The sequence below is a fragment of the Bacillus paramycoides genome (genome assembly GCF_001884235.1).
GTDB lineage: Bacteria > Bacillota > Bacilli > Bacillales > Bacillaceae_G > Bacillus_A > Bacillus_A paramycoides.
On record NZ_MAOI01000041.1, the window covers coordinates 40,846 to 62,292 of the forward strand.

Annotated in this window: 27 protein-coding genes and 1 riboswitch; of the genes, 10 read left to right on the top strand and 17 right to left on the bottom strand. The window is 34.7% G+C overall.

From position 1 onward, the window contains the following. The first annotated feature begins 20 nt into the window (after window positions 1-20). A complete protein-coding gene (gene ytzI, locus BAU28_RS07065) occupies window positions 21-170 on the top strand; it encodes a YtzI protein (RefSeq protein WP_071718153.1) in 150 nt (49 codons plus the stop codon). Window position 171: 1 nt separating this feature from the next. Beyond that, a complete protein-coding gene (locus BAU28_RS07070) occupies window positions 172-405 on the top strand; it encodes a YczI family protein (RefSeq protein ID WP_071718154.1) in 234 nt (77 codons plus the stop codon). 335 nt (window positions 406-740) lie between these two features. Here the strand turns inward: BAU28_RS07070 and BAU28_RS07075 are convergent, their stop codons facing one another. Then, window positions 741-980, bottom strand: coding sequence for a hypothetical protein (locus tag BAU28_RS07075; protein WP_071718155.1), 240 nt, complete (start codon window positions 978-980; stop codon window positions 741-743). Window positions 981-1,212: 232 nt separating this feature from the next. Further along, window positions 1,213-1,686 carry an S-ribosylhomocysteine lyase LuxS gene (gene luxS, locus BAU28_RS07080; RefSeq protein ID WP_025148878.1) on the bottom strand — a complete coding sequence of 158 codons (474 nt, stop codon included), beginning with the start codon at window positions 1,684-1,686 and terminating at the stop codon, window positions 1,213-1,215. Window positions 1,687-1,814: 128 nt separating this feature from the next. Here luxS and yidD point away from each other — a divergent pair, with 128 nt between their 5' ends. Further along, on the top strand, window positions 1,815-2,051 hold the full coding sequence (gene yidD / locus BAU28_RS07085) for a membrane protein insertion efficiency factor YidD (protein ID WP_071718156.1): 237 nt from the start codon (window positions 1,815-1,817) through the stop codon (window positions 2,049-2,051). On the opposite strand, the gene BAU28_RS07090 is transcribed toward yidD, so the two are convergent. Beyond that, window positions 2,048-2,611: a beta-class carbonic anhydrase gene (locus BAU28_RS07090; protein ID WP_071718157.1), complete on the bottom strand. Its 564-nt coding sequence runs from the start codon at window positions 2,609-2,611 to the stop codon at window positions 2,048-2,050. The two genes, yidD and BAU28_RS07090, sit on opposite strands and share 4 nt — an antisense overlap. 223 nt (window positions 2,612-2,834) lie before the next feature. On the opposite strand from BAU28_RS07090, the gene cydA reads away from it, so the two are divergent. Continuing rightward, window positions 2,835-4,184, top strand: a complete 1,350-nt coding sequence (cydA, locus tag BAU28_RS07095; RefSeq protein ID WP_025148876.1) for a cytochrome ubiquinol oxidase subunit I — start codon at window positions 2,835-2,837, stop codon at window positions 4,182-4,184. Beyond that, window positions 4,174-5,202, top strand: coding sequence for a cytochrome d ubiquinol oxidase subunit II (cydB, locus tag BAU28_RS07100; RefSeq protein ID WP_071718158.1), 1,029 nt, complete (start codon window positions 4,174-4,176; stop codon window positions 5,200-5,202). Before cydA ends, cydB begins: the two co-directional genes overlap by 11 nt. Window positions 5,203-5,379: 177 nt before the next feature. Here cydB and BAU28_RS07105 read toward each other — a convergent pair whose 3' ends face one another. Beyond that, a complete protein-coding gene (locus BAU28_RS07105) occupies window positions 5,380-5,613 on the bottom strand; it encodes a spore germination protein (RefSeq protein WP_071718159.1) in 234 nt (77 codons plus the stop codon). A gap of 715 nt (window positions 5,614-6,328) precedes the next feature. Here BAU28_RS07105 and BAU28_RS07110 point away from each other — a divergent pair. Both BAU28_RS07110 and BAU28_RS07115 read left to right on the top strand, forming a co-directional pair. After that, window positions 6,329-7,363 carry a YdcF family protein gene (locus BAU28_RS07110; protein ID WP_071718160.1) on the top strand — a complete coding sequence of 345 codons (1,035 nt, stop codon included), beginning with the start codon at window positions 6,329-6,331 and terminating at the stop codon, window positions 7,361-7,363. Window positions 7,364-7,550: 187 nt separating this feature from the next. Then, window positions 7,551-8,423, top strand: coding sequence for a YitT family protein (locus tag BAU28_RS07115; RefSeq protein WP_071718205.1), 873 nt, complete (start codon window positions 7,551-7,553; stop codon window positions 8,421-8,423). A gap of 408 nt (window positions 8,424-8,831) precedes the next feature. Here BAU28_RS07115 and BAU28_RS07120 read toward each other — a convergent pair whose 3' ends face one another. From BAU28_RS07120 to BAU28_RS07135, 4 genes are all read right to left on the bottom strand, one after another. Further along, window positions 8,832-9,647: a DUF4247 domain-containing protein gene (locus BAU28_RS07120; RefSeq protein ID WP_071718161.1), complete on the bottom strand. Its 816-nt coding sequence runs from the start codon at window positions 9,645-9,647 to the stop codon at window positions 8,832-8,834. 13 nt (window positions 9,648-9,660) lie between these two features. Then, on the bottom strand, window positions 9,661-10,167 hold the full coding sequence (locus tag BAU28_RS07125) for a DUF4178 domain-containing protein (protein WP_071718162.1): 507 nt from the start codon (window positions 10,165-10,167) through the stop codon (window positions 9,661-9,663). Between the two features lie 21 nt (window positions 10,168-10,188). Beyond that, the gene (locus BAU28_RS07130) at window positions 10,189-10,593 is read right to left on the bottom strand and encodes a DUF350 domain-containing protein (RefSeq protein ID WP_048374404.1); all 405 of its coding nucleotides are present in this window, start codon (window positions 10,591-10,593) and stop codon (window positions 10,189-10,191) included. A gap of 80 nt (window positions 10,594-10,673) precedes the next feature. After that, window positions 10,674-11,339, bottom strand: coding sequence for a PspA/IM30 family protein (locus BAU28_RS07135; protein ID WP_002173920.1), 666 nt, complete (start codon window positions 11,337-11,339; stop codon window positions 10,674-10,676). 412 nt (window positions 11,340-11,751) lie between these two features. Between BAU28_RS07135 and BAU28_RS07140 the strand changes: the two genes are divergently transcribed. Next, window positions 11,752-12,330 (top strand): lipoprotein BA_5634 family protein, encoded by a 579-nt coding sequence (locus tag BAU28_RS07140; RefSeq protein ID WP_048374403.1) that lies wholly within the window; start codon window positions 11,752-11,754, stop codon window positions 12,328-12,330. Between the two features lie 37 nt (window positions 12,331-12,367). On the opposite strand, the gene BAU28_RS07145 is transcribed toward BAU28_RS07140, so the two are convergent. The 3 genes from BAU28_RS07145 to BAU28_RS07155 are packed head-to-tail and all read right to left on the bottom strand — an operon-like array spanning window position 12,368 to window position 14,764. Further along, window positions 12,368-12,535 (bottom strand): FeoB-associated Cys-rich membrane protein, encoded by a 168-nt coding sequence (locus BAU28_RS07145; RefSeq protein WP_000989587.1) that lies wholly within the window; start codon window positions 12,533-12,535, stop codon window positions 12,368-12,370. Between the two features lie 16 nt (window positions 12,536-12,551). After that, window positions 12,552-14,540, bottom strand: a complete 1,989-nt coding sequence (gene feoB / locus BAU28_RS07150; protein ID WP_071718163.1) for a ferrous iron transport protein B — start codon at window positions 14,538-14,540, stop codon at window positions 12,552-12,554. Beyond that, window positions 14,537-14,764, bottom strand: a complete 228-nt coding sequence (locus BAU28_RS07155) for a FeoA family protein (RefSeq protein WP_002173924.1) — start codon at window positions 14,762-14,764, stop codon at window positions 14,537-14,539. The genes feoB and BAU28_RS07155 overlap by 4 nt, the downstream gene beginning before the upstream one ends. A gap of 195 nt (window positions 14,765-14,959) precedes the next feature. Next, window positions 14,960-15,061: riboswitch (TPP riboswitch) on the top strand. An 84-nt stretch (window positions 15,062-15,145) separates the two neighbouring features. Here BAU28_RS07155 and thiT point away from each other — a divergent pair. Continuing rightward, window positions 15,146-15,811: an energy-coupled thiamine transporter ThiT gene (gene thiT / locus BAU28_RS07160; RefSeq protein WP_071718164.1), complete on the top strand. Its 666-nt coding sequence runs from the start codon at window positions 15,146-15,148 to the stop codon at window positions 15,809-15,811. Window positions 15,812-16,030: 219 nt separating this feature from the next. Here thiT and BAU28_RS07165 read toward each other — a convergent pair whose 3' ends face one another. From BAU28_RS07165 to BAU28_RS07190, 6 genes are all read right to left on the bottom strand, one after another. After that, the gene (locus BAU28_RS07165; RefSeq protein ID WP_071718165.1) at window positions 16,031-17,881 is read right to left on the bottom strand and encodes a sensor histidine kinase; all 1,851 of its coding nucleotides are present in this window, start codon (window positions 17,879-17,881) and stop codon (window positions 16,031-16,033) included. Then, on the bottom strand, window positions 17,878-18,567 hold the full coding sequence (locus BAU28_RS07170; protein ID WP_071718166.1) for a response regulator transcription factor: 690 nt from the start codon (window positions 18,565-18,567) through the stop codon (window positions 17,878-17,880). Before BAU28_RS07170 ends, BAU28_RS07165 begins: the two co-directional genes overlap by 4 nt. Before the next feature lie 39 nt (window positions 18,568-18,606). Then, the gene (locus BAU28_RS07175) at window positions 18,607-19,227 is read right to left on the bottom strand and encodes a class D sortase (RefSeq protein WP_071718167.1); all 621 of its coding nucleotides are present in this window, start codon (window positions 19,225-19,227) and stop codon (window positions 18,607-18,609) included. A gap of 89 nt (window positions 19,228-19,316) precedes the next feature. Further along, window positions 19,317-19,808 carry an LPXTG cell wall anchor domain-containing protein gene (locus BAU28_RS07180; RefSeq protein WP_071718168.1) on the bottom strand — a complete coding sequence of 164 codons (492 nt, stop codon included), beginning with the start codon at window positions 19,806-19,808 and terminating at the stop codon, window positions 19,317-19,319. 177 nt (window positions 19,809-19,985) lie between these two features. After that, window positions 19,986-20,318: a hypothetical protein gene (locus BAU28_RS07185; protein WP_071718169.1), complete on the bottom strand. Its 333-nt coding sequence runs from the start codon at window positions 20,316-20,318 to the stop codon at window positions 19,986-19,988. 185 nt (window positions 20,319-20,503) lie between these two features. Beyond that, window positions 20,504-20,719: a hypothetical protein gene (locus BAU28_RS07190; RefSeq protein WP_071718170.1), complete on the bottom strand. Its 216-nt coding sequence runs from the start codon at window positions 20,717-20,719 to the stop codon at window positions 20,504-20,506. A 161-nt stretch (window positions 20,720-20,880) separates the two neighbouring features. Here BAU28_RS07190 and hpt point away from each other — a divergent pair, with 161 nt between their 5' ends. Beyond that, window positions 20,881-21,408, top strand: coding sequence for a hypoxanthine phosphoribosyltransferase (gene hpt, locus BAU28_RS07195; RefSeq protein WP_025148857.1), 528 nt, complete (start codon window positions 20,881-20,883; stop codon window positions 21,406-21,408). Window positions 21,409-21,447 lie beyond the last annotated feature (39 nt).

Consider the following 21,447-nt stretch of genomic DNA (forward strand, 5'->3'; position numbering starts at 1 on the left):
TAAAGAAAAGGAGGGATTTCATGCTCAAAATATTAATTATCGGCATTATAATCGTACTGATCGTATTAGTACTCTCCATCATGACAATTAATAAAGGCTATTCATATAAACATTCCGTTGATAAACCAGAAGATAACCCCTATACAAAAAACAACAAGGAGCAGTCATAACATGCTTCGTATACTACGCATTTTAATCGCACTCAGTGTCATCATCATATCCAGCATTGGTTTACTGACAGATCAACATAACTTTCTACCACTTTCACAATTTCTATTAGGAGCTTTAATGTTCCTCATTGCAATTGAACAAATAAAGAAAAAGGATTCAGGAACTGGATTTATTTGTATTGTTGCCGGGGCTTTCTCTTGGATTGTTCTCATCATTACCTACATAAAAATGTAATTTTAATCACCTTCTGACTATTACCTTTCACCAATTTGGCTTTTACGAACAGTTAATAAAAGACAGTTGAAAGAATGCGACCAAAACAAATAAGAGAACCAATAAGTGTTAAACAACACAAATTCGGTTCTCTTATAACTAATTGTTATCTTCCTCTACAGACGTTTTTAGAGTAGATAGCTTATCCTTCTAATAGTACAGCCAACTTTGTATAGTAACTAATGGTTCTTGTTTAAGCATATAACGTGCTTCATATCTTCCCTTTTAATTTCAAAGTTTAAAATAATATGGAGTGTACAGCTTATTAGAAAACATTATGTTTAGATTGTTTCTTCTTATTTATTACTGTAGTTTCCAGAAAACTGTTTTACTACAGCTTTTACTTCCTCTAATTTTTCTGGTTTTAGTAGACTAATCATTTTAGGTATAAATTGTTCAATATCCTCTTTTGAGAACGCACCCTCATCTTGTTTCTTGAAGTTTTCTGTAAGTATTGCTTTTGCTTCATCCTGCTTATCTTCTTGAACTCTTTGTAAAATAAAATTCAAAAACATTTCTTGTCCTTGCTTGTCCATTCCTTTTACCTCCTAAAGAAACTAAAAATAACACCATTTGGTTTCGTTTTTATTATAACACCTAAAGGTGTTATGTCAAATTCTATTTTCATTTCGCTTTCCAATAAGCTCACATCAATATTCTTGCCCAATTATATTTTTCATTTTGGCTACAGGTGCGTTCGTTTAACAGAAATAGGAATTATCGACAGAGAAAAAATAAAAAACTGCCCTTTCACAGGCAGTTTTCCTTTTATCCAAATACTTTCTCAAGTTCATCTTTATCTTGGCTTAACCAGAAATTCATTAAGCGTTTCGCTCCTTCTAAGTCGTGAAGCTTCGCTTGGCCACACTGCGTTTCATTTGCAGCTGGAATTTCTGTAATTTGAACCGCATCTTTTAATGTTAGTTCTAATAAATCAATGATTTCACGAACTGTTGGTGTCCCGCTTACAACAAGATAGTATCCTGTTTGGCAGCCCATTGGTGAAATGTCGATAATATCAAAATGCGGATAACGATCAATATGTTTACGTAAATTAAATGCTAATAAATGCTCTAACGTATGAATAACATCTGGTTTCATCGCTTGTTTATTCGGTTGGCAAAAACGAATATCAAATTTATTTACAATACCGTCACTACCTACATTGTGAACTCCGCAATGTCTTACATAAGGCGCCTTTACAATCGTATGGTCTAATTCAAAGCTTTCTACTGATGGCATACAACATCTCTCCCGCTTTTATTTTAATTCCGTTATATCCAATATGATATAACGGAAATCGACATTAGTAAAGAATTATGTACGGTCGTGCTATAATACTTTAAGACTATGCTGAAAAGGAGACCATTATGAAACAGATTTTTATCGGTATTATACGCTTTTATCAAAAGTTCATTTCTCCAATGACGCCACCAACATGTCGCTTTCATCCGACTTGTTCTCATTATGGATTAGAAGCGTTTCAAAAACATGGTGTACTCAAAGGATTTTGGCTTACATGTAAGCGTATATTAAAATGTCACCCTTTTCATCCAGGAGGATTTGATCCTGTCCCAGATAAAAAGGATGACAAAGTAAATTCTTAAGCTTCGTAGCCATTCACAACTAAATCTAATTTTCCTGTATCAGGGTGAATAACAAGACCGTGAACAGGTACTTCTTCAGGTAGTAACGGATGGTTGCGAAGTATTGATACACTATGTTCTACACTTTCTTCTACACTAGAGAATCCTCGCAAGAATTTTTCTAAATCGATTCCAGAATAACGAAGCGTATCTAACTTTTCTTCTGTTACACCGCGTTCTTTCATTTTTTCGATTGTGCTGCTTGCTTGAATTTTTGCCATACCACAATCGTGATGACCAACAACACATACTTCGTCAGCACCAAGCTCATATACAGCAACTAAAATACTACGCATAATACTTCCGAATGGATGAGAAATAACAGCGCCTGCTACTTTAATAATTTTCACATCACCGTTACGCATATTCATTGCTTTCGGTAATAGTTCAACAAGACGTGTATCCATACAAGAGATAATTACCATTCTTTTATTTGGAAATTTCCCAGCTACAAACTCTTCATATTTCTTCTCTTCAACGAATTTTTCATTGTACTGCAAAATCTCTTCTAATGACTTCATAGTAAAAAACCCTCTTTTCTCTCATTTACACTACATAAATAGTGTACCAAAATATGAAAAACTCAAAAAGGATATTGTCTTATTATAAAAACAATATATTTTCAGATAACCGACATAATTCTTTCAAAATATACACACAGCTTTGTAACAAGTCACACATACTCCCCCCCTATTTTCACTATAAACTAACTGTAGATAATGTAAAAAGGAGTGAATATTTATTATGTCCGACGTTCTGTTACTGAGTCGTTTTCAATTTGCAATTACTATTTTTTATCACTTTTTATTTGTACCTTTGACAATCGGACTTGTTATTTTAGTAGCATGTATGGAGACTCAATACGCCCGCACATTGAATCCAACATACCGCAAAATGGCAAATTTCTGGGGAAAACTATTTACAATTAACTTCGTAATGGGGATTATAACTGGGATTACGATGGAATTCCAATTTGGAACAAACTGGTCTGAGTACTCCAAATATATGGGAGATATTTTCGGATCACCTCTCGCAATCGAAGCACTCGTTGCCTTCTTCTTAGAATCTACTTTCATGGGAATATGGTTATTCGGTAAAGACAAAATCTCACCAAAGTTCCGTGCTTTCTGTATGTGGATGGTTGCACTTGGAACAAACATTTCTGCCCTTTGGATTATTACGGCAAACGGATTTATGCAAAATCCTGTTGGTTACGTAGTACGTAACGGCCGCGCTGAATTAAATGACTTCTGGGCTCTTGTTACAAATCCATATGCATGGAATATGTTCTTCCATACTGTAATTGGTTGTTATATTGTCGGTGCTTTCTTCGTTATGGCAATTAGCGCCTATCACTTACTACGTAAAAATGAAGTGGAATTCTTCAAAAAATCATTTAAGTTCGGTTTAATGCTAGGGTTATTCGCTGCAACTATTACACCTTTTATGGGACATCAATCCGGTGTATCAGCAGCTAAGTATCAGCCAGCAAAAGGAGCTGCGATGGAAGCTGTTTGGGAAACTGGAAAAGGACAAGGCTTCTCAATCATTCAAATTCCTGATGTGAAAAATGAAAAAAACTTTGAACTGCTTACAATTCCAAAACTCGGAAGTTTCTTCTATACAAACTCATTTGATGGAGAAATTGTTGGTTTAAAAGATATTCCGAAAGAAGATCGTCCAAACGTTAACCTCGTGTACTATAGCTTCCGCTTAATGGTTGCACTTGGCATGTTCTTTATGGCATTAACTTGGTTCGGTTTCTATTTAAACCGAAAAGGAAAACTAGAAAACTCAAAACGTTATTTAAAAATTACAATGTGGTCTGTCTTACTTCCATATATCGCAATTAACGCTGGCTGGATTGTTGCTGAAGTAGGTCGTCAACCATGGACAGTATATAAATTGATGCGTACAGCAGAATCTGTATCACCTATATCAGTTCCACAAATTTGGTTCTCATTAATTAGTTTAATATTGTTCTACACTTTACTCTTAATTGCAGACGTATACTTAATGCTGAAGTTCGCGAAAAAAGGACCAGCTGCATTAGAAGAACATAATACTGAGGGAGGTGTGGCTCATGTCTCATGATATGCTTGCAATCATCTGGTTCGGTTTATGGGGTGTGATTTGGACAGTTTACTTTATTCTTGACGGCTACGCACTCGGTAACGGGATGATTTTCCCGTTCGTTGCGAAAGATAGACAAGAACGGAATCAATTACAAGAAGCAATTGGACCATTCTGGGGTGGTAATGAAGTATGGCTAATTACAGCTGGTGGTGCAACATTCGCTGCCTTCCCAATCACATATGCAAATATGTTTAGTTACCTGTATACACCACTATTTTTAGTATTACTTGCACTATTTGCTCGTGCTGCTGGACTTGAGTTTATGCATAAAGACGATTCACCTATATGGCAAAAAACTTGTAAATGGGCATTTGCAATTGGTAGTTTCCTAATCGCCTTCTTATTCGGTGTTACATTCGCTAACCTATATTACGGACTACAAATCGGAAAAGATGGTTATGAAGGAAATTTACTTAGCTTACTAAACCATTACGGCATTTTAGGTGGTCTTTTCTTCACCGCTATATTCGTCGTATCTGGTGCCCTTTGGGTTATGATTAAAACAACTGGTGAAGTATCCGATCGTGCTTATAAAATCGCAAGACCATTTTCAATGGCAGCTGCTATCACTTTAGCTATTTTCTATGTAGCAACTGCCAATCGCACAAATTTATTCCAAAACTTTACGGAATATCCTGTACTATTCATTCTTCCAGTACTTGCAATGTTAATGAGTGTACTAGCACTTATTATGGTGTACAAACATAAAATCGGCCTTGCATTCACATTCGTTTGCTTAACAATCGCAATGTTTATGACCACTGGCTTTGCAGGTATGTTCCCAAGAATGTTACCATCACGTATTAACGACGCTTATAGCACAACGTTATACAACGCAGCAGGTAGTCAATTAAACTTAAAAATTATGTTCTTCGTTGCAATGGTCATGGTACCAATCGTTATTGGATATCAACTTTGGAGCTACAGCATATTTAAAAATAAAATTCATAAAGACTCTGCTAAAGGGTATCACTAAAATGAAAAAAGACACTTCAAGCGAAGTGTCTTTTTTCTTATACGTATGATTTTCGATAAGATGTTACATTTCTAATCTAACAACTATGATAAAGAAGAATCACTAACAGCTCACAGCTCACAGCTCAATTGTATCACAGGGCAAACACATCACTTTATGCAATTTTACATATAAAAATTATAACGTAGATTGAATTACTTGATCATACACATCGCTATCAATTACATCTGCTGTACTAATACCATTAAATGTTCTCACATTAAATCCAGTATTTGATGACCCCGATCCATTATACGCTTTTGTTTTTTCAATTGGCTGCACATTATATTTATCACCTAAATTAACTGTTCCGTTACAGTTTTCAATAATAACTCCTTCAACAACAGCTGGCATTTTGTCACCCACTTTCATTTCGTTACTTTTATTTTATGAGAATTACCTAAAAAAATAGCATGTTTAAATAAGAAAAAGCACTCTGGCTGAGTGCTTTTTCTCTAAGCATGAATGGCTAGTTTGGAGACAGTTGACTTCTTCAAAATTTTATTAGGGGTAATATTTTGAAAAAGAAAGCCTTTCATATGTAGCTTATCACCACTGGAATATATAGTAAATTGATAATCTTTATACGGAAGATTGCTAATGTTTAGTATAGATATTTTCCACTATATCAATGGTGATAACCATTTGCACTAAATAACAAAAAGGCGCCTTTCAAGAAGACGCTCTTTCCCCTGTTTATATACAGCCCATCCCACTTTTCGTAAACACACACTAGAAAACAGAATCATTAATTGTTACAAGATTGTTAGATACAAAAAGAGTAGAGGTAAATGTTTATATAAAATTCTGCTTTATAGCGTGTATCCACAACTTATATTTTAATCCTCTTTCCCTGAAAATAAACACAATATGCATAATTACATACCCAAAAGAAAAAAGACACTCTACAGAGTGCCTTCTCAACCATTTTACTTTTAATATATCGCTTTGAATACATTTTATCATATTTATCTATATCATTTATTGAGAAAGTTCTGAATCGTTATTTTTATTATTAATAACCTCAAAATCATGTAGTATTAAAAGTGCAATAACAACATCATAAAAATTGGGGTGTACAACATTTATGTATTTCGGAATTATTCCTCTTATATTGTTTATTATTTTTCTTTTCTCGTATTTAAAAGATCCACGAAAAATAATAAATGGTTTTTTGTTTAATGCCTTTTTCTGCTCATTTCTATTATTTTGTGCAATCGTCTCGTTTGCATCTGGTAATAACGCTTTACATTTTATCGTTATTATTCCCATGATAGCGCTAATTGTAATGATACCTTTTGCTATAGTCGCTTTAATGTTTGGACTATTTCTTAATGCAAGAATTTTAATGCAGAGAGAAGGACGACGCTTCACAAACTCTTTAACTTTAATTGCGGCTTTAGGGATTTTATTCTTTATACTACTCCCTATCATAAACCCAGCAAGTTTATTCTCAACACATTTTCAATTTATTTTTGCTGCTATTTCTCTTATAACTATGTATTTCTTTATACATTTATCTAACTTCTTAAGCGCTTATTTTTTATATCAATTCAATAGACCGAGACGTAACCAAGATTTCATCATCGTTCTTGGCAGTGGTTTAATTAATGATAAAGTGCCACCTTTACTTGCAAGTCGTATTAATAAAGCGATCGACTTTTATTGGAAACAAGCAGCTGTTACTACACCGCCGACAATCATTTTCTCTGGCGGACAAGGCCCAGATGAAAATCTTCCAGAAGCAGAAGCGATGCAAAATTATGCTGTTGAAAAAGGAATTCCTTTTGAACATACAGTGCAAGAAAATCGCTCTGTAAACACATATCAAAATATGTTGTTTTCTAAAGAAATTATGGATTCATTAAAACCTGAAGGTAAGTATAAAAGTATCTTTACAACGAATAATTTCCATCTTTTCCGCGCTGGTATATATGCGAGACAAGCTGGTCTTAACAGCCAGGGAATTGGCTCCAAAACAGCATTTTATTACTGGCCTAACGCAATGATTCGCGAATATGTTGCAATCGTCGTTATGGGTCGTAAGCGCCATATGAAAGTATGTGGAACTATTTTAGGTTTCGCTTTATTCCTAACAGTCATTAGTTTTATATTTTCTTAACACCCTCCCATCCTTTGAAAGGATGGGATTTCTTATACGAATTTCAAAAATATTTTAATGGTAATATGGTGATAATATTCCCTGCATACATCCAATAAAGGAGAATTTTTTCAAATAAAATGTTAAAATGAAATTTAAGTGTGAATTATGTAACAAACAAGAAACTGATTTGAAACGAGGAAATTATATGAAGAAAATTATCAAAAACAAGCCCAATAAGCTAAAAATCGCTTTAAAAGCTTTGATGATTATTATTGGGGCATTTATCACAGCGTACGGATTAGAAGCTGTCTTAATTCCAAATAACGTATCAGACGGTGGTGTGACTGGTTTAAGTATCGTTAGTTCAAGATTATTTGGATTGCCATTAGGAGCTCTAATCGCAATTATTAACATTCCTTTCGTTTGGTTAGGATATAAGCAAATTGGTAAAAGCTTTGCAATTTATTCCATTATCGGGATTGCTTCATTAGCAGTAGGTACCGTTGTCATGCACGGAATACCAACTATTATTGAAGGCGACACACTTTTAGTTACTGTTGTTGGTGGTATTGTTATCGGTTTTGGTATGGGACTTGCATTACGTAACGGTGGTGCATTAGATGGAATCGATATGCTAGCAGTATTACTTTCTCGTAAATTACCATTTGGAACAAGTGACCTTATTTTATTCTTAAATATGTTTGTCTTTATTTTTGTTTCAACAGTATTTGGTCTTCAAGGAGCTATCCTTTCGGCAATTGCTTACTTTATCGCTTCTAAAGTAATTCATATTGTTGAGGTTGGTTTAAGTGGATCAAAAACATTTAAAATCATTACAAAAGAACCTGAGCTAATGGTGGAAACGATTCGCGATCGTTTAGGCCGAAGCGCAACATACAATGAAGTTTATGGTGGTTATTCAAGAGAGAAATTCAAAGAAATTTCTTGTGTAATTAACCGTTTAGAAGAAAGTAAAATGAAAGAACTTATTCAGGAAATTGATCCAAATGCCTTTATTACAGTTTATGACGTAGCAGAAGTAAAAGGCGGTAATTTCAAGAAACATGATATTCATTAATAGTTATAACAAACGAGGCTGTTCCAAAAGAAAATTTGGAACAGCCTCGTTTTATTATTAGTTTGCTACCGTTGACGGTATTTGTCGGTAAATCGATATATTTTAAAAATCGCTGATATAATTTGAGTTGCGGTCGATATTGTTTGAAAATCGCCGATATAATTTGAGTTGTGAACGATATATTCTAAAAATCGCTGATATATTTTCACTCCCCCATCTTCCTCCACTCTTAATCCATTCTACGTATTTGTGAAAGGCGGTCACTTCATGTTGAAAACGAAGCGGAATATACAGAAATAGAGTACATGTACATACTATCCCCCTTATGCCTTAATTGCACCAGCTAAAAGGAATTAATTCCCATAACAAAAAAGACCGAAAAGCAAATTCTACTTCTCGGTCCCTACACTATCTTCTCTTCGTAATTGTTCCTGAGCCGCCAACCCTCGTTTTCGGGGGAGACGTATTCTTTGGCGGAGTTTTAATGGATGATTTCGGCTTCACATCAGATCCACTCGAGCCACCTGGCGTTTTCGTGATTGTCCCTTTGCTTCCAGTAGACGGTGGCGGGGTATTACTTCCTTTTTCCGTAATACTACCTGTATCACCTACTGATGGTTTCGAATCAACATTATCGCCTCGCTTAATAATCGATCCTTTCCCTTCCTTCGTAATTGGAGGCGGGGTTTTCTTTTCTTCTTTCGTAGGTGGTCTTTCCGGAATAACCGGTTTATGATTTTGTCTGTCGTTATATCCGCGATAATCACCGTATGATGATTTTCGTGAACCGAATATATCGTTTATTATACTCCCCATAATATATCCTTGTAAGAAGGATGGTTGGTAATTTTGACGGACAAATTCTTCATTACTTATTTCAATTAACGTATCGGATGGTTTCTCTTTATCCTTTTGAAGATTATACATTTTATCAGAATAAACGAGGAACATTTGATTTTCGTCTTCTTTAGATGCTTGCTTCGGTTTCCTTTCGGCTATAAGTTCCTTTGCGACTTCAGGAACTGACCGATTGGCGGCCCTATACACGTAAGATTCTTGTTTACCTTCCTTTGCGACAGACTCAAGCGGATAGCGGTCTTGAATTGACTTCGCTTGACCACTTTGACAGCCTGATAAAGCATAACCCGCAATAACAAGTAATGTAACGATAGCAAGTATAGGGATTACGAACGATTTAATCATGGTAAACAATCGGTTTGACATGATTACGCCCCCCTTATGTTGCTCTTATGATTTGTACATCAGCAGGAATAATTGTTTCTCCCTCATACATCATTGTGCGACCATTTTGCCATTCAATACGTAATAATTTACGATTATCAGACTGGAATTCCCATACGTACTGTTCCTCCGAAGCAGCGAATGGTGTTTTCCCCATTACAACAACACGTCCATTATATTGCTCTTCCATATGGTACTCTGTATCATCCATTTCAATTGTCGTCGGAATTTCATCGATTGAATCTAAACGACCGTCAATTGGTGTATATAATTTGTAATACGTATTTTCACGGTCTTCAATTTTTAAATAGCGAATGTCTTTCCCGTCCTGCAGGGTTAAAACAATCTCCTTACGAGAATGCATGCTCGTTTTCCCAGTTAATTCATACATTACTAACGAAACTTCAATCATATCGCCAGGAGCTAACGTTAAAAGACTCTTTTCTGGTTTCGGCTGCTCCGGGCTTTTCATTATATTTTTAATACGTTTAAATAAGCTCACAATCTACCCCTCCTTTTTTCTTTATAAACAAGCACCTAAAATAAGTGCACCAACGATATGTAATGAACCAGCTAACATCGCATGTGCTACGCTGCCTTCTTTCGTTCCTTCTTCTAAATCAAGACCTACCATTTTTCTTAAAACAAATTCAATAAACATCTCTACAATTAATAAAATAACGAATGAAACTGCTGAGGCAAGAAGCGCTTGCCATAAATCATTCGCTTTCGTTATTGATTGTGACAAGATGTATCCTTGAGCGAATAACTTCATAACGAAACGTGTTGTCACAGCTGTGTTCCCATTTTTTATTTCTTTTAAATCATTGTATTTTGTAAAAATCGAATCAACCCACATAATTGCAAATAAAAGTACCGCACTCGCCCCTGTCCATACGAGCATAGCTAACACATTCATCCATGTCATTGCAAAACCTCCTCTAAAATATAATAGAAAACCGACATGAATATATTTAGACATGTCGGTCCATTTGTCTCTATTCTATATTATTTCTCATACTGCTTCATAATACGAGCTAATTCATCGTCAACAGCAGAATTTTTATTTAAGCTTGCGAATTCATCATCTAATGATTTTTCTTTTTTGTAAATTTCACCGCTCGCTTCTGCCTCAGCCTCTAATTGAAGAGCTTTCTCTTCCATACGGCTTAAACCAGCTTTTGCTGTATTTGCATCAAATCCAGACATCGCCTGATTAATATTCTTTTGTGCTTTCGCTGCATTTACACGTGCTACAAGTGTTTCACGTTTATTTTTCAGCTCTGTTAATTGCTTACGCATTTCTTCTAGCTTCGCACGAAGGTTATCAGCAGCAGCTTTATTTTGTTCATAGCTCGCTTTATATTCATTCATCTTTTGCTCTGCATTTTGTTTTTCTTCAAGAGCACGACGCGCAAGATCTAAGTTACTAGCTTGAACAGCCATATGTGCCTGCTCTTCACGTTTTTTCACAAGTGCTTCTTGCTCTTCAAATAATAACTTGAACTTTTTCTCAAGTGCGATTTGAGCAGCTACACTTTTCTCAGCTTCTTGTACATCCGCTTGCATATCACGTAAATATTGATCCGTCATCTTAACTGGATCCTCAGCTTTTTCAATTAATGAATACACATTTGACATTGTTAAATCTCGTAATCGTTTAAATACAGACATTCAAATTCCTCCTATGATATACCTCATATTTCAAATTTACTACTTAGAAAAATTAAAAATCTCCCTTTACAGTAAGAATATTCATTTTTACAACCTATGTGTTTATTATAACAAAACTAAGATATCCTTACATGTTATTTCCAAAATACATCCAATATAATATGACATTCTAGATAGAATATTGTATTCCTACTATATTCTTATTATTTCTTTTCTCGAAATTAACTTATTTTTACATACTTTCACTAAATTACATCATTGTAATGTTACTGTAAGCTAACTCGATAGTTGCATCTCCATATTTCTTATACACTAATACCAGAAGCAACGGAATAACAAAAATGCTTCTCATAATTTCAGGACTAATACAGAAACGGTATTTACTATAAAACATATAAAAGGAGAAATCATCATGAAAAAATTAGTAGGAATCGGATTGGCAGCAGCAATTTCATTTGGAGCATTATCAGGTTGTTCTTTATTAGGAGAAAAAGCGAACGGCTTTGTATTATACGGAACAGAAGAGCAAGTTCAGCAAATTGCGGATAAAAATAAAAAAGAAGTAAAAGAAAAAGATATGTATAAAATGAAACTTACAACACTTGAAGATAAAAAGGTTCTTGTAATGGATAAGAAAACTGGCGAAGAACTTGTTAAGAAAGAACTACTTAGAAAAGTCGATAAAAATGACGACACAAAAGCAATTGATAAATTACCAGCTGTAACAGCAGAGCAAGGCGTACTATTTGCAAAAGAGAAGGTAGAAAATGCTACACTTGATGGGGCAAAATTAAACTATGAAGGTAACACAATTATCGGAAGTGGCCGCGCATATGCTGATATGTTCGCAATCGTTGACGATGCAACTTACGGAAATGTAAAAGGTGAAGAAAAATCTGTAGGCGTACTAAAATTCGATAAGGATCCTAGTAAAGAATTCCCTGGAAAAAATGGTGTAGAAGGAGCTCAACTTGTTACAATTAAAAAATAAATAGAAAAAGCTTTGCGAAATCCGCAAAGCTTTTTTTCTATTTATGAGCAATTTGCTCCATATCTGGACTACAAGTTTGCGACTGACATGACTTATTTAAAGAACATGCTGCGCATTTTCCTTTTTTACTTCTCTTTGCAAAATTAACTAACGTATATGCTGCATAACCAAAAATGATAGCTCCAATTATAATATTGACCATCATTGTAATACATCTCCTTCTAGAATCCGAGTAAGGATCCAACTTGGTATATAATGAGCGTTAATACATAAGCAACAACAAGTGGATAAACGACAGAGAAAATTGTCCATTTCACCGATCCTGTTTCGCGTCTAATAACAGCTACTGTCGCTAAGCACGGAACATATAATAAAACAAAGAACATAAATGCGTACGCTGATAACGCTGTATAATGTGCCCCCATTACATTACCTAGCACATCTTCTTTAACCGCATAAATAATCGCCATTGTTGAAACGACAACTTCTTTCGCTAAAAATCCTGTTAAAAGGGATGCCCCAGCTTGCCAAGTTCCAAAGCCGAGCGGTGCGAATAGTGGAGCGATAAAACCACCAATCATCGCTAAGAAACTGTCTCCCATATCAACACCAAATCCTGATGGACCTGCATAATTTAATAACCAAATGACAACAGAACCACCGAAGATAAATGTACCTGCTTTACGAACAAATCCTTTACCTTTCTCCCACGTGCTCAGCCATAGTGTTTTCGCTTGTGGCACACGGTAAGGAGGTAGTTCAATTACAAAAATAGATTTTTCCGCTTTTAAAATAGTAAGGGACATAATTTTTGTAACGAGTAACGCAAGAACAATACCTGCAACATATAAAGAAAACACAACAGTCGCCTGACTATGAGGGAAGAACACTCCCGCAAATAATGCATATACAGGTAAACGTGCTGAACAAGACATAAATGGTGTTACTAAAATTGTAAGTAAACGTTCTTTCTCCTGTTCAATCGTTCTCGCTGCCATAATACCTGGAACGTTACATCCAAAGCCGATAATCATCGGGATAAATGCTTTTCCGTTTAAGCCGAAAAACTCCATAATTCTATCCATAACAACTGCAATTCGCGCCATATATCCTGAGTCTTCTAATAATGAAATGAAGAAGAATAGTGCAAAGATTTGTGGAACGAATACTAATACTGCACCGACACCGGCAATAATACCTTCTGTAACGAGCGCTTGAATAAAGTCAGAAGCACCAACACTTGCGAGACCAGCTGTAACCCAATCAGTAAGCTGTCCGCCAAAAAATCCATCAAGCATATCAGATAAAGGTGTACCAATCCACGTAAACGTAACTTGAAAAATAAAAAACATAACTGCTAAAAAGATTGGAAGTCCTAAAATTTTATGTGTAATTAACTTATCGATTGTTTCCGAAAAAGGAATTTTTCCTTCTTTCTCATGCTGAATGACATTTGTTTTTAACTTTTCAATATACGCTTCACGAGTTTTGTAAATATGCTCCTCCAACGTACAATCAAGTTTTCCTTCCAAACGAGATCGAATGGCTATAAGTTCCTTATAAATTGGTAATGCTTTCATTTCTTTTTCTACTACTTCGTTATTGCTTAAAAATTGAAGGGCTAACCATCTTGGATGCTCGTAATTCGCTGTCTCTAAAAGAGCGATTACCTCTCCGATCCCTTCATCCATTCGTACACCATATGAAATAATGAATGGTTTTTTCTCTTTTTGTTTCTCTTCATGAAGAGTAGCAAGTAATTCTTCACAGCCCTTTCCGCTTCTTGCAACAACAGGAACGACTGTTACTCCTAATATTTCTGATAATCGTTTTACATTAATAACAATTCCTCTTTGCTTTGCCACATCAATCATATTTAAACCAATTGAAACTGGCTTACCAAATTCAAGTAATTGCAATGTTAAATGCATATTTCGCTCAAATTGCGAAGAGTCCACTATATTTAACATATGATGAAATTCGTCTGTTAATAGAAAATTTGTAACGACGCCTTCATCACGTGAAACTGGATTTAAATCATAAACGCCTGGTAAATCAATTAATGTTCCTTGCTTATCTTTTAATTTACCAACCTTCTTTTCTACTGTTACACCGCTCCAGTTCCCTACATATTCATAAGAACCAGTGAGTGCATTAAATAATGATGTTTTCCCTGTATTCGGATTCCCTAGCAAAGCAACCTTATTCACGCTAATTCCACCTTTATCATTTTCGCGTCACAATGACGAATACTAATTAACTGCCCACGACACTCCAATGTACAAGGACCTTTAAACATCGCTTTCTGTTTTAGGCGAAGTTCGCTTCCTTCGGAAAGACCGAAAGCAGCTAATCTACGCTTTAATAACTGATCTAACGACTGAATACTTTTTACTAACACTTTCTCACCAATTTTAATATCTACTAAGCTCATAACCTTCCCCCCTCAGAAGAGAATGATAATTATTTTCAAACAAATTATATCATACTCTATTTCATTTGGACTATATCTTTTTGCTTCATATTTATTAACATTTCAATACAATTATATTTCAACAATTGTCATACAAGGTTTATTTGCCATTCTCATCCATTCCGCTTACAATAAACAATAGCAAATAAAGAATCTCGTTATCACAGGGGGAGCCTTGCCGCTGAGAGGGAACACTTCGTTCCGACCCTTCGAACCTGTTAGTTAATGCTAACGCAGGGATTGTGCAAACGTCCGAAATACATACCTCTTTTTATTTACGTATTTCGTATCCTCCTATGATAATGTTCTTTTTTGTGTAACTTGGATTTAGGGGGAGACAACATGCGTAACACCAATTTACAAGCGATGATCGAATCTGCAATTCTTGCAGCCTTCGCCTTGATTATCGATATTTTACCATTATCAATTAAACTTCCAACAGGCGGTTCCATTTCATTTGCTATGATTCCTATTTTTATTATCGCATACCGCTGGGGCTTCAAAATGGCTTTCTTAGGAGGCTTAATTTGGGGACTTTTACAAATTGTCGTAGGTGATGCTTACATTTTAACACCAGTGCAAGCATTCATTGAATACTTCATAGCCTTTGCATTTATCGGCTTTGCTGGATTATTCTATCGTCCAATTCAAAAAGCTCTTGCTTCAAACAACAGTAATGCAGAACATTCAAGTTTTGGCAGTCGCAAAGATAAACCTACATCAAAACAAAACAATGGAAAAAAAGCACTCGTTTATATTATCCTTGCTACATTTATCGGTAGCTTTGCACGTTATTTCTGTCACTTTATTGCTGGTATTATTTTTTGGGGACAATACGCGCCGAAAGGACAATCAGCTGTTTTATATTCATTAATTGTAAACGGCAGTACAATGATCGGTTCTTTCATACTATGTACTGTGTTACTAATTCTTTTATTTACAACTTCACCACGCTTATTCAAAAGCATTGGTGCTTATCAAATGAATTCACAAAAAAAGGGCGCTTAATTAGCGCTCTTTTTTTATCAAAGCTCTCAATGAGTAATATCAATAATAAATACAATAAAAGCACAAAGAAAAATAAATACCATCACACCTAGTAAATTGCTATTCACGGCTAATCTACTCCTTACATAACCTCTTTTTCTAACCAGATTATATCGCTTAAAAATAAAGATTAAGTAAAGATAATATGAAATTAAATTAAAAAAGCGTAGATTGTATCATCTACGCTTTTTTCGGTAAATAGAAGTAAAATAACACACCATCTTCTGTATTCTTTGCCCCATATTCAGCATCGTGCAATTCTAAAATATTTTTAGAAATGGCCAGCCCAATCCCCGTTCCACCTTGTGAACGCTGGCGAGCTACATCCACTCTATAAAAACGATCCCAAATTTTATCTAATTGTTCTTCTTCAATGTGAGCACCTTTATTTTCAATACACACTTTTATATGATTCGTCTCGTCTATTGTGGAAATAATAATATCTTCTTTATCTGATGTATAACGTATTGCATTCGTAATGAAGTTCACGATGACTTGTTCAATCCGACTTTGATTTGCAATTACTTCAACTGAACATATATTTTTATGAACACGAAGCTCTTTTTTCTCTATCTCTACAGAAAGCTGTTCGCATATGTCTTCAATTATCGTATCAATATAAAATGAATCCTTTTTCATTTTATACGTGCCTGACTCAAATTTAGCTAACTCCAGCATATCCAAAATTAAAGTATCCATTTTGTCTACTTCTCTCTCCATCGCCTGAAAATAATACTCTTTCTTATGTTCAGCTACCCCATCTTTTAAAATAGAAATACAACTTTTCATAATACTTAACGGTGTTTTTAATTCATGTGAAACACCAGAAATGAATTCTTTCCTCGTCTTTTCTAACTTTCTTTCCTTTTCAATATCTTGTTCTAGCTGTCCAATATGAGAATGGAGTTTATTAGATAGTACATTAATATTTTGTGATAAATCACCAATTTCATCTTTTGAAGTAATCGGTATTTTTTCTGTGAAATCTAAATGAGCTATTTTCTTCGTTGTATCATTTATTACTAGTAATGGTTTTGCAATTTGTTTTGAATAGTAAAATGAAGCTAGGAAAATAAGAACGACCACAAATGCAATGATGTAGATGTAATAATCTTGCACCATTTGTACAGCTTCATCGACTGGTTGCAAAGATGCCATTGCATATATATATGTCACTGATCCGTCTTTATCTTTTATTGGTTTAATTAATAATTTATATTTTATATCATTTTTTTCATAATCCATTGTTTGTGTTGTATATTGTATGTGTTTGTTCTCTTTTAATAATAAATCAGTTTGAAATTCTTTTATGTTATCTAAGAAGATGCCATTTTTATAAATTGGATTCACAGGCCCGTTTACATCTGGGAACTGTACTTTCGTAACACGCCCCCCTATATAAACATTTGGTTCTTCGGCAGCTTGTTCCTGGACGGCCGGCCTCTTTTCCTTAACAAGTTGCTCCCTAGCTGCGCTCCTTTTCTCCTCATCTAATTTCATTTTCTCATTAAATGCTTTTTCTAGCGGTTTATTAGATCCGCTTAAATTCTGCTTAGCTAAAGAAAAAGAGAACGGAATAAAACTATCTTCTTTTCTCACTCCAGAAAAATAAATTTCTTGTCCTAAAAACTGCTCTGATAATTTATTATCAATCTCCTCTATATTAACGAGATTACCTAAGGGAATCTTGAATATTTGTTGTCCAAAGCTCTTTTGTTGCCTACGATCTATCGTTACTTCAAAATAAAAATCATCTGCATGTTTTAAATTCCCGTTCTTATCTAATGTCGTAATCCACGTATTATTTTCTCTTAAAAAGTCTTGCTCCAGTTTCTGAATTCCTTCTGCATTTCCTGCATAATTTAAATAATTCTTTTTAAAGGAATCTAAGTTCACTTTAATATCTTCTACTTTTCGATTTGCATAATATTGTTTAAAAAATATCGTTTGTCCAATAAAAATCGTCGCTAAAATTAGCATGCATAATGCTGTTGTAAGAGTAAATAATTTTAGTACAATCCCTTTTCTCATATATTCCCCTCAAATTTATAACCAGTTCGTACTACAGTTGTAATATACTTTGCTTTCTCTCCTAATTTATTTCTTAAATTACGAATATGGCTATTCACCGTTCGATCATCGCCAGCAAATTCATATCCCCAAATTCTTGAAATTAATTGTTCCCTTGTTAGTACAATTCCTTGGTTTTTCATGAAATACACTAATATTTCAAACTCCGTATGCGTTAAACTAACATCTGCCTTATCAACAGTAACAGTACGTGACGGAAAATGGACGTGGATGCCATGGATTGATAACGTATCATCTTCATTCTCTAAAGGTTTTTTCGATGCTTTTCTACTTTCTAATAATCGTTTCGCTCTTGCTAATAAAATAGGCGGACTATACGGCTTCGTCACATAGTCATCTGCTCCAAGTTCAAATCCAAGTAACGTATCATCCTCATCAACACGTGCCGTCAGCATAATAATCGGAACCCCGGACGTCTTACGGATTCTTCGGCAAACAGACCATCCATCTAGTTCCGGCAACATAATATCTAAAATTACTAAATCAACCTCTTCTTCTTCAAATATAACTAAGGCTTCTTTCCCATCTCTCGCTTCAAACACTACATATTGTTCACTTAAAAAGTAATCTTTTAATATTTCACGCAAAATCTCTTCATCTTCAACAATTAAAATGTTTTTTGACATAACTTATGTATCCCCCTTCCGCTTTCAGAAACTACAATTTCACTTTGAATAACTACCAGTTAACTTTGCCTCGATAATATATCTATCTGGTGCATCCCCTATATAATCAAATGGATAGCAAGTCGTCAGTGTTAAAGTCGGTTCTTCTTTTTTCACAATAACAGTGCGATCATCCGCATGTGTAATCCATATCTTCTGAATTTTATATGTGTACATGTTGTTATTATATTCTAAAATGATGTTGTCCTTCTCTTTCAAATCCCCTAAATCTGTAAATACCGTATCTCTATGACCACTCAGTACAGTATGTCCTTCACCAGATGGCGTTGTCGTTAAATCACTAACAAACATACCGACTCCTTTTTTCAAAGTTGCCTCGTTTGCTCCCCAATATATAGAAAATTTCTTTTTTATTTTTGGAATATGCAACATGGCTACTTTTTCTCCTTCTTTATATTGTGTTTGAGTAGAAGGCACTTGGGAAGTTACTGGTTTTTCATTAGAAAGCTGATTATCTTGTATATTTTTAAGGCTCTTTATTTCTTCTTTTGTTAATTCTTGAGCGGAGCTTTTTCCTTTATACCATTCCACCGCATAATATGATCCCATAAATAGCCCTATAGCCATTAATATAATACCGATATAATTGAGTAGCTTCATGTTTCATCCCTCCATGCAAAAAATGGTAGGAGTAACCTACCATTTTTAATATATGAAATTATCCCATTCTTTATAGGCTAATATTTTATTTACGCTTTAACCTTATTGCGACGATTCAATCCAAATAATGTACCTATTGCGACAAGACAGGCGCTGAATGCCATCATTGCTACATTATTTGATGCTGTGTTTGGTAATTTTTCACCTTGTACAACTGGCTTCGCTACTTCTTTTTTGGCTACATCATTTTTTTGCCCGGCTTTTATCGCTTCTTCTTTTTTGGCCATATCACTTTTTAACTGTTCTTGTGCCATTCTCTTTTTCTCTTCTTCACTCTTTTTCTCGGCTTTTATTGCTTCCTCTTTTTTAGCCATATCACTTTTTTCTTGTACTTGCGCCGCTTGCTTTTTCTCTGCATCATTTTTTTGCTGTGCCTTAATTGCTTCTTCCTTTTTAGCTACATCTGACTGCACTTGCGCTGCTTCTTCCTTTGTCAGTGTTCCAGTTGAAGCACTCGCTACCGAAGAATAACCTACTGTTAAAAGTGCCATTGCACAAATTGGTAATAGTCTCTTTTTCATCTTCATTCTCTCCTTATACTTTATTCACATCACTTCGCACCGGATGTATTACTAGAATAAATAACAGATGTAAATATGAGATGCAGATGAAATATATTTCATTTAAAGATTTCATTTCAGAAAAAGAAAAAAACACCGTAATATATACGATGTTTTTTTGGATGTGTGTCTCGATATTTATTTGTTACTTTCGCGTGATTTAGAAGTAGGAAGGGCCGGAGTGATAACTAATTGTCTCGGCTCAGTTTTCTTGAAGTGATTTTTGACGTTACACTTACGACGTTGAACGACCCATGCTTTAATAGGGTTTGTTAAAATAATTTTTTGCCTTTCGTTAGGGGCCTCTTCTTCCGATTTACAACTATCGCTCCATTTACTCCATTTCATTGTAAACTTAGAAGAAGAATGATCGTCTTCTCGATCAAACATATGCAAAAAATCCATTTCTCCAGCTAGCATTACGGTGTTACTAGTAGCTAAAAAAGAAAAGGTCGTCCAACGTTTCTCCATGCCCTCCTACTCCTTTTTCACATATAGAGTGCCTAAAACTTAATTTACCTAAAATATGCTTGCCTTTTACCTTACACTTATAGTTTATCCAAAACACTACTATGCAACTATCGATTTGTCTTACAAATTACCTTACATTTTTGTAAGAAAAGAAAAAACCTTCATTCTATATACGTGAAGGTTTCTCATTTCTTATCTATATGATCTTTCATATTATCCAATCCAGCTTCTTGCAGCTGCGACATCATACCGTGGGAAATTGCACCTAATACTAAAGTCATTCCAATTAGTGAAATGCGAATCGCAGGTACATCAATTACGTAAGCCAACATACCAAGAACAATTGTTAAAAGTAATGCTTTTATAAATGTTACACTCGTATACTGTTTCTTTTTCATCATAATCACCCTTTTTGGAAGCGTTTTCTTAATATGATCAGTATATCATATCATCTGATTATATTGTGGGTATTTCTGTAAAAAACTCTATTCTTCTTTGACTTTTTCCATTCTATCCTTTACAGTCGAAATGTTCATAAGTTTTACATTGTAGGAGGATTCAAATGAATATTGAAATAAAAGACACTTTAATTTCTGAAGAACAATTACAAGAAAAAGTAAAAGAACTAGCTCTTCAAATCGAACGTGATTTTGAAGGGGAAGAAATCGTAGTAATCGCTGTATTAAAAGGATCTTTCGTATTCGCTGCTGATTTAATTCGTCACATTAAAAACGATGTAACAATCGACTTTATCTCTGCATCTAGTTACGGAAATCAAACTGAAACATCTGGAAAAGTAAAACTGTTAAAAGATATCGATGTAAACATTACTGGAAAAAACGTAATTGTCGTAGAAGACATTATCGATTCTGGTTTAACACTTCACTTCCTAAAAGATCACTTCTTCATGCATAAACCAAAAGCATTGAAATTCTGTACGTTACTTGATAAGCCCGAGCGTCGTAAAGTGGATTTAAAAGCTGAATATGTTGGCTTCCAAATTCCAGACGAATTTATCGTTGGCTACGGTATCGACTGTGCGGAAAAATATCGTAACTTACCATTTATCGCTTCAGTTGTAACGGAATAATAAAATAAACTTCCATCAATTACTGATGGAAGTTTATTT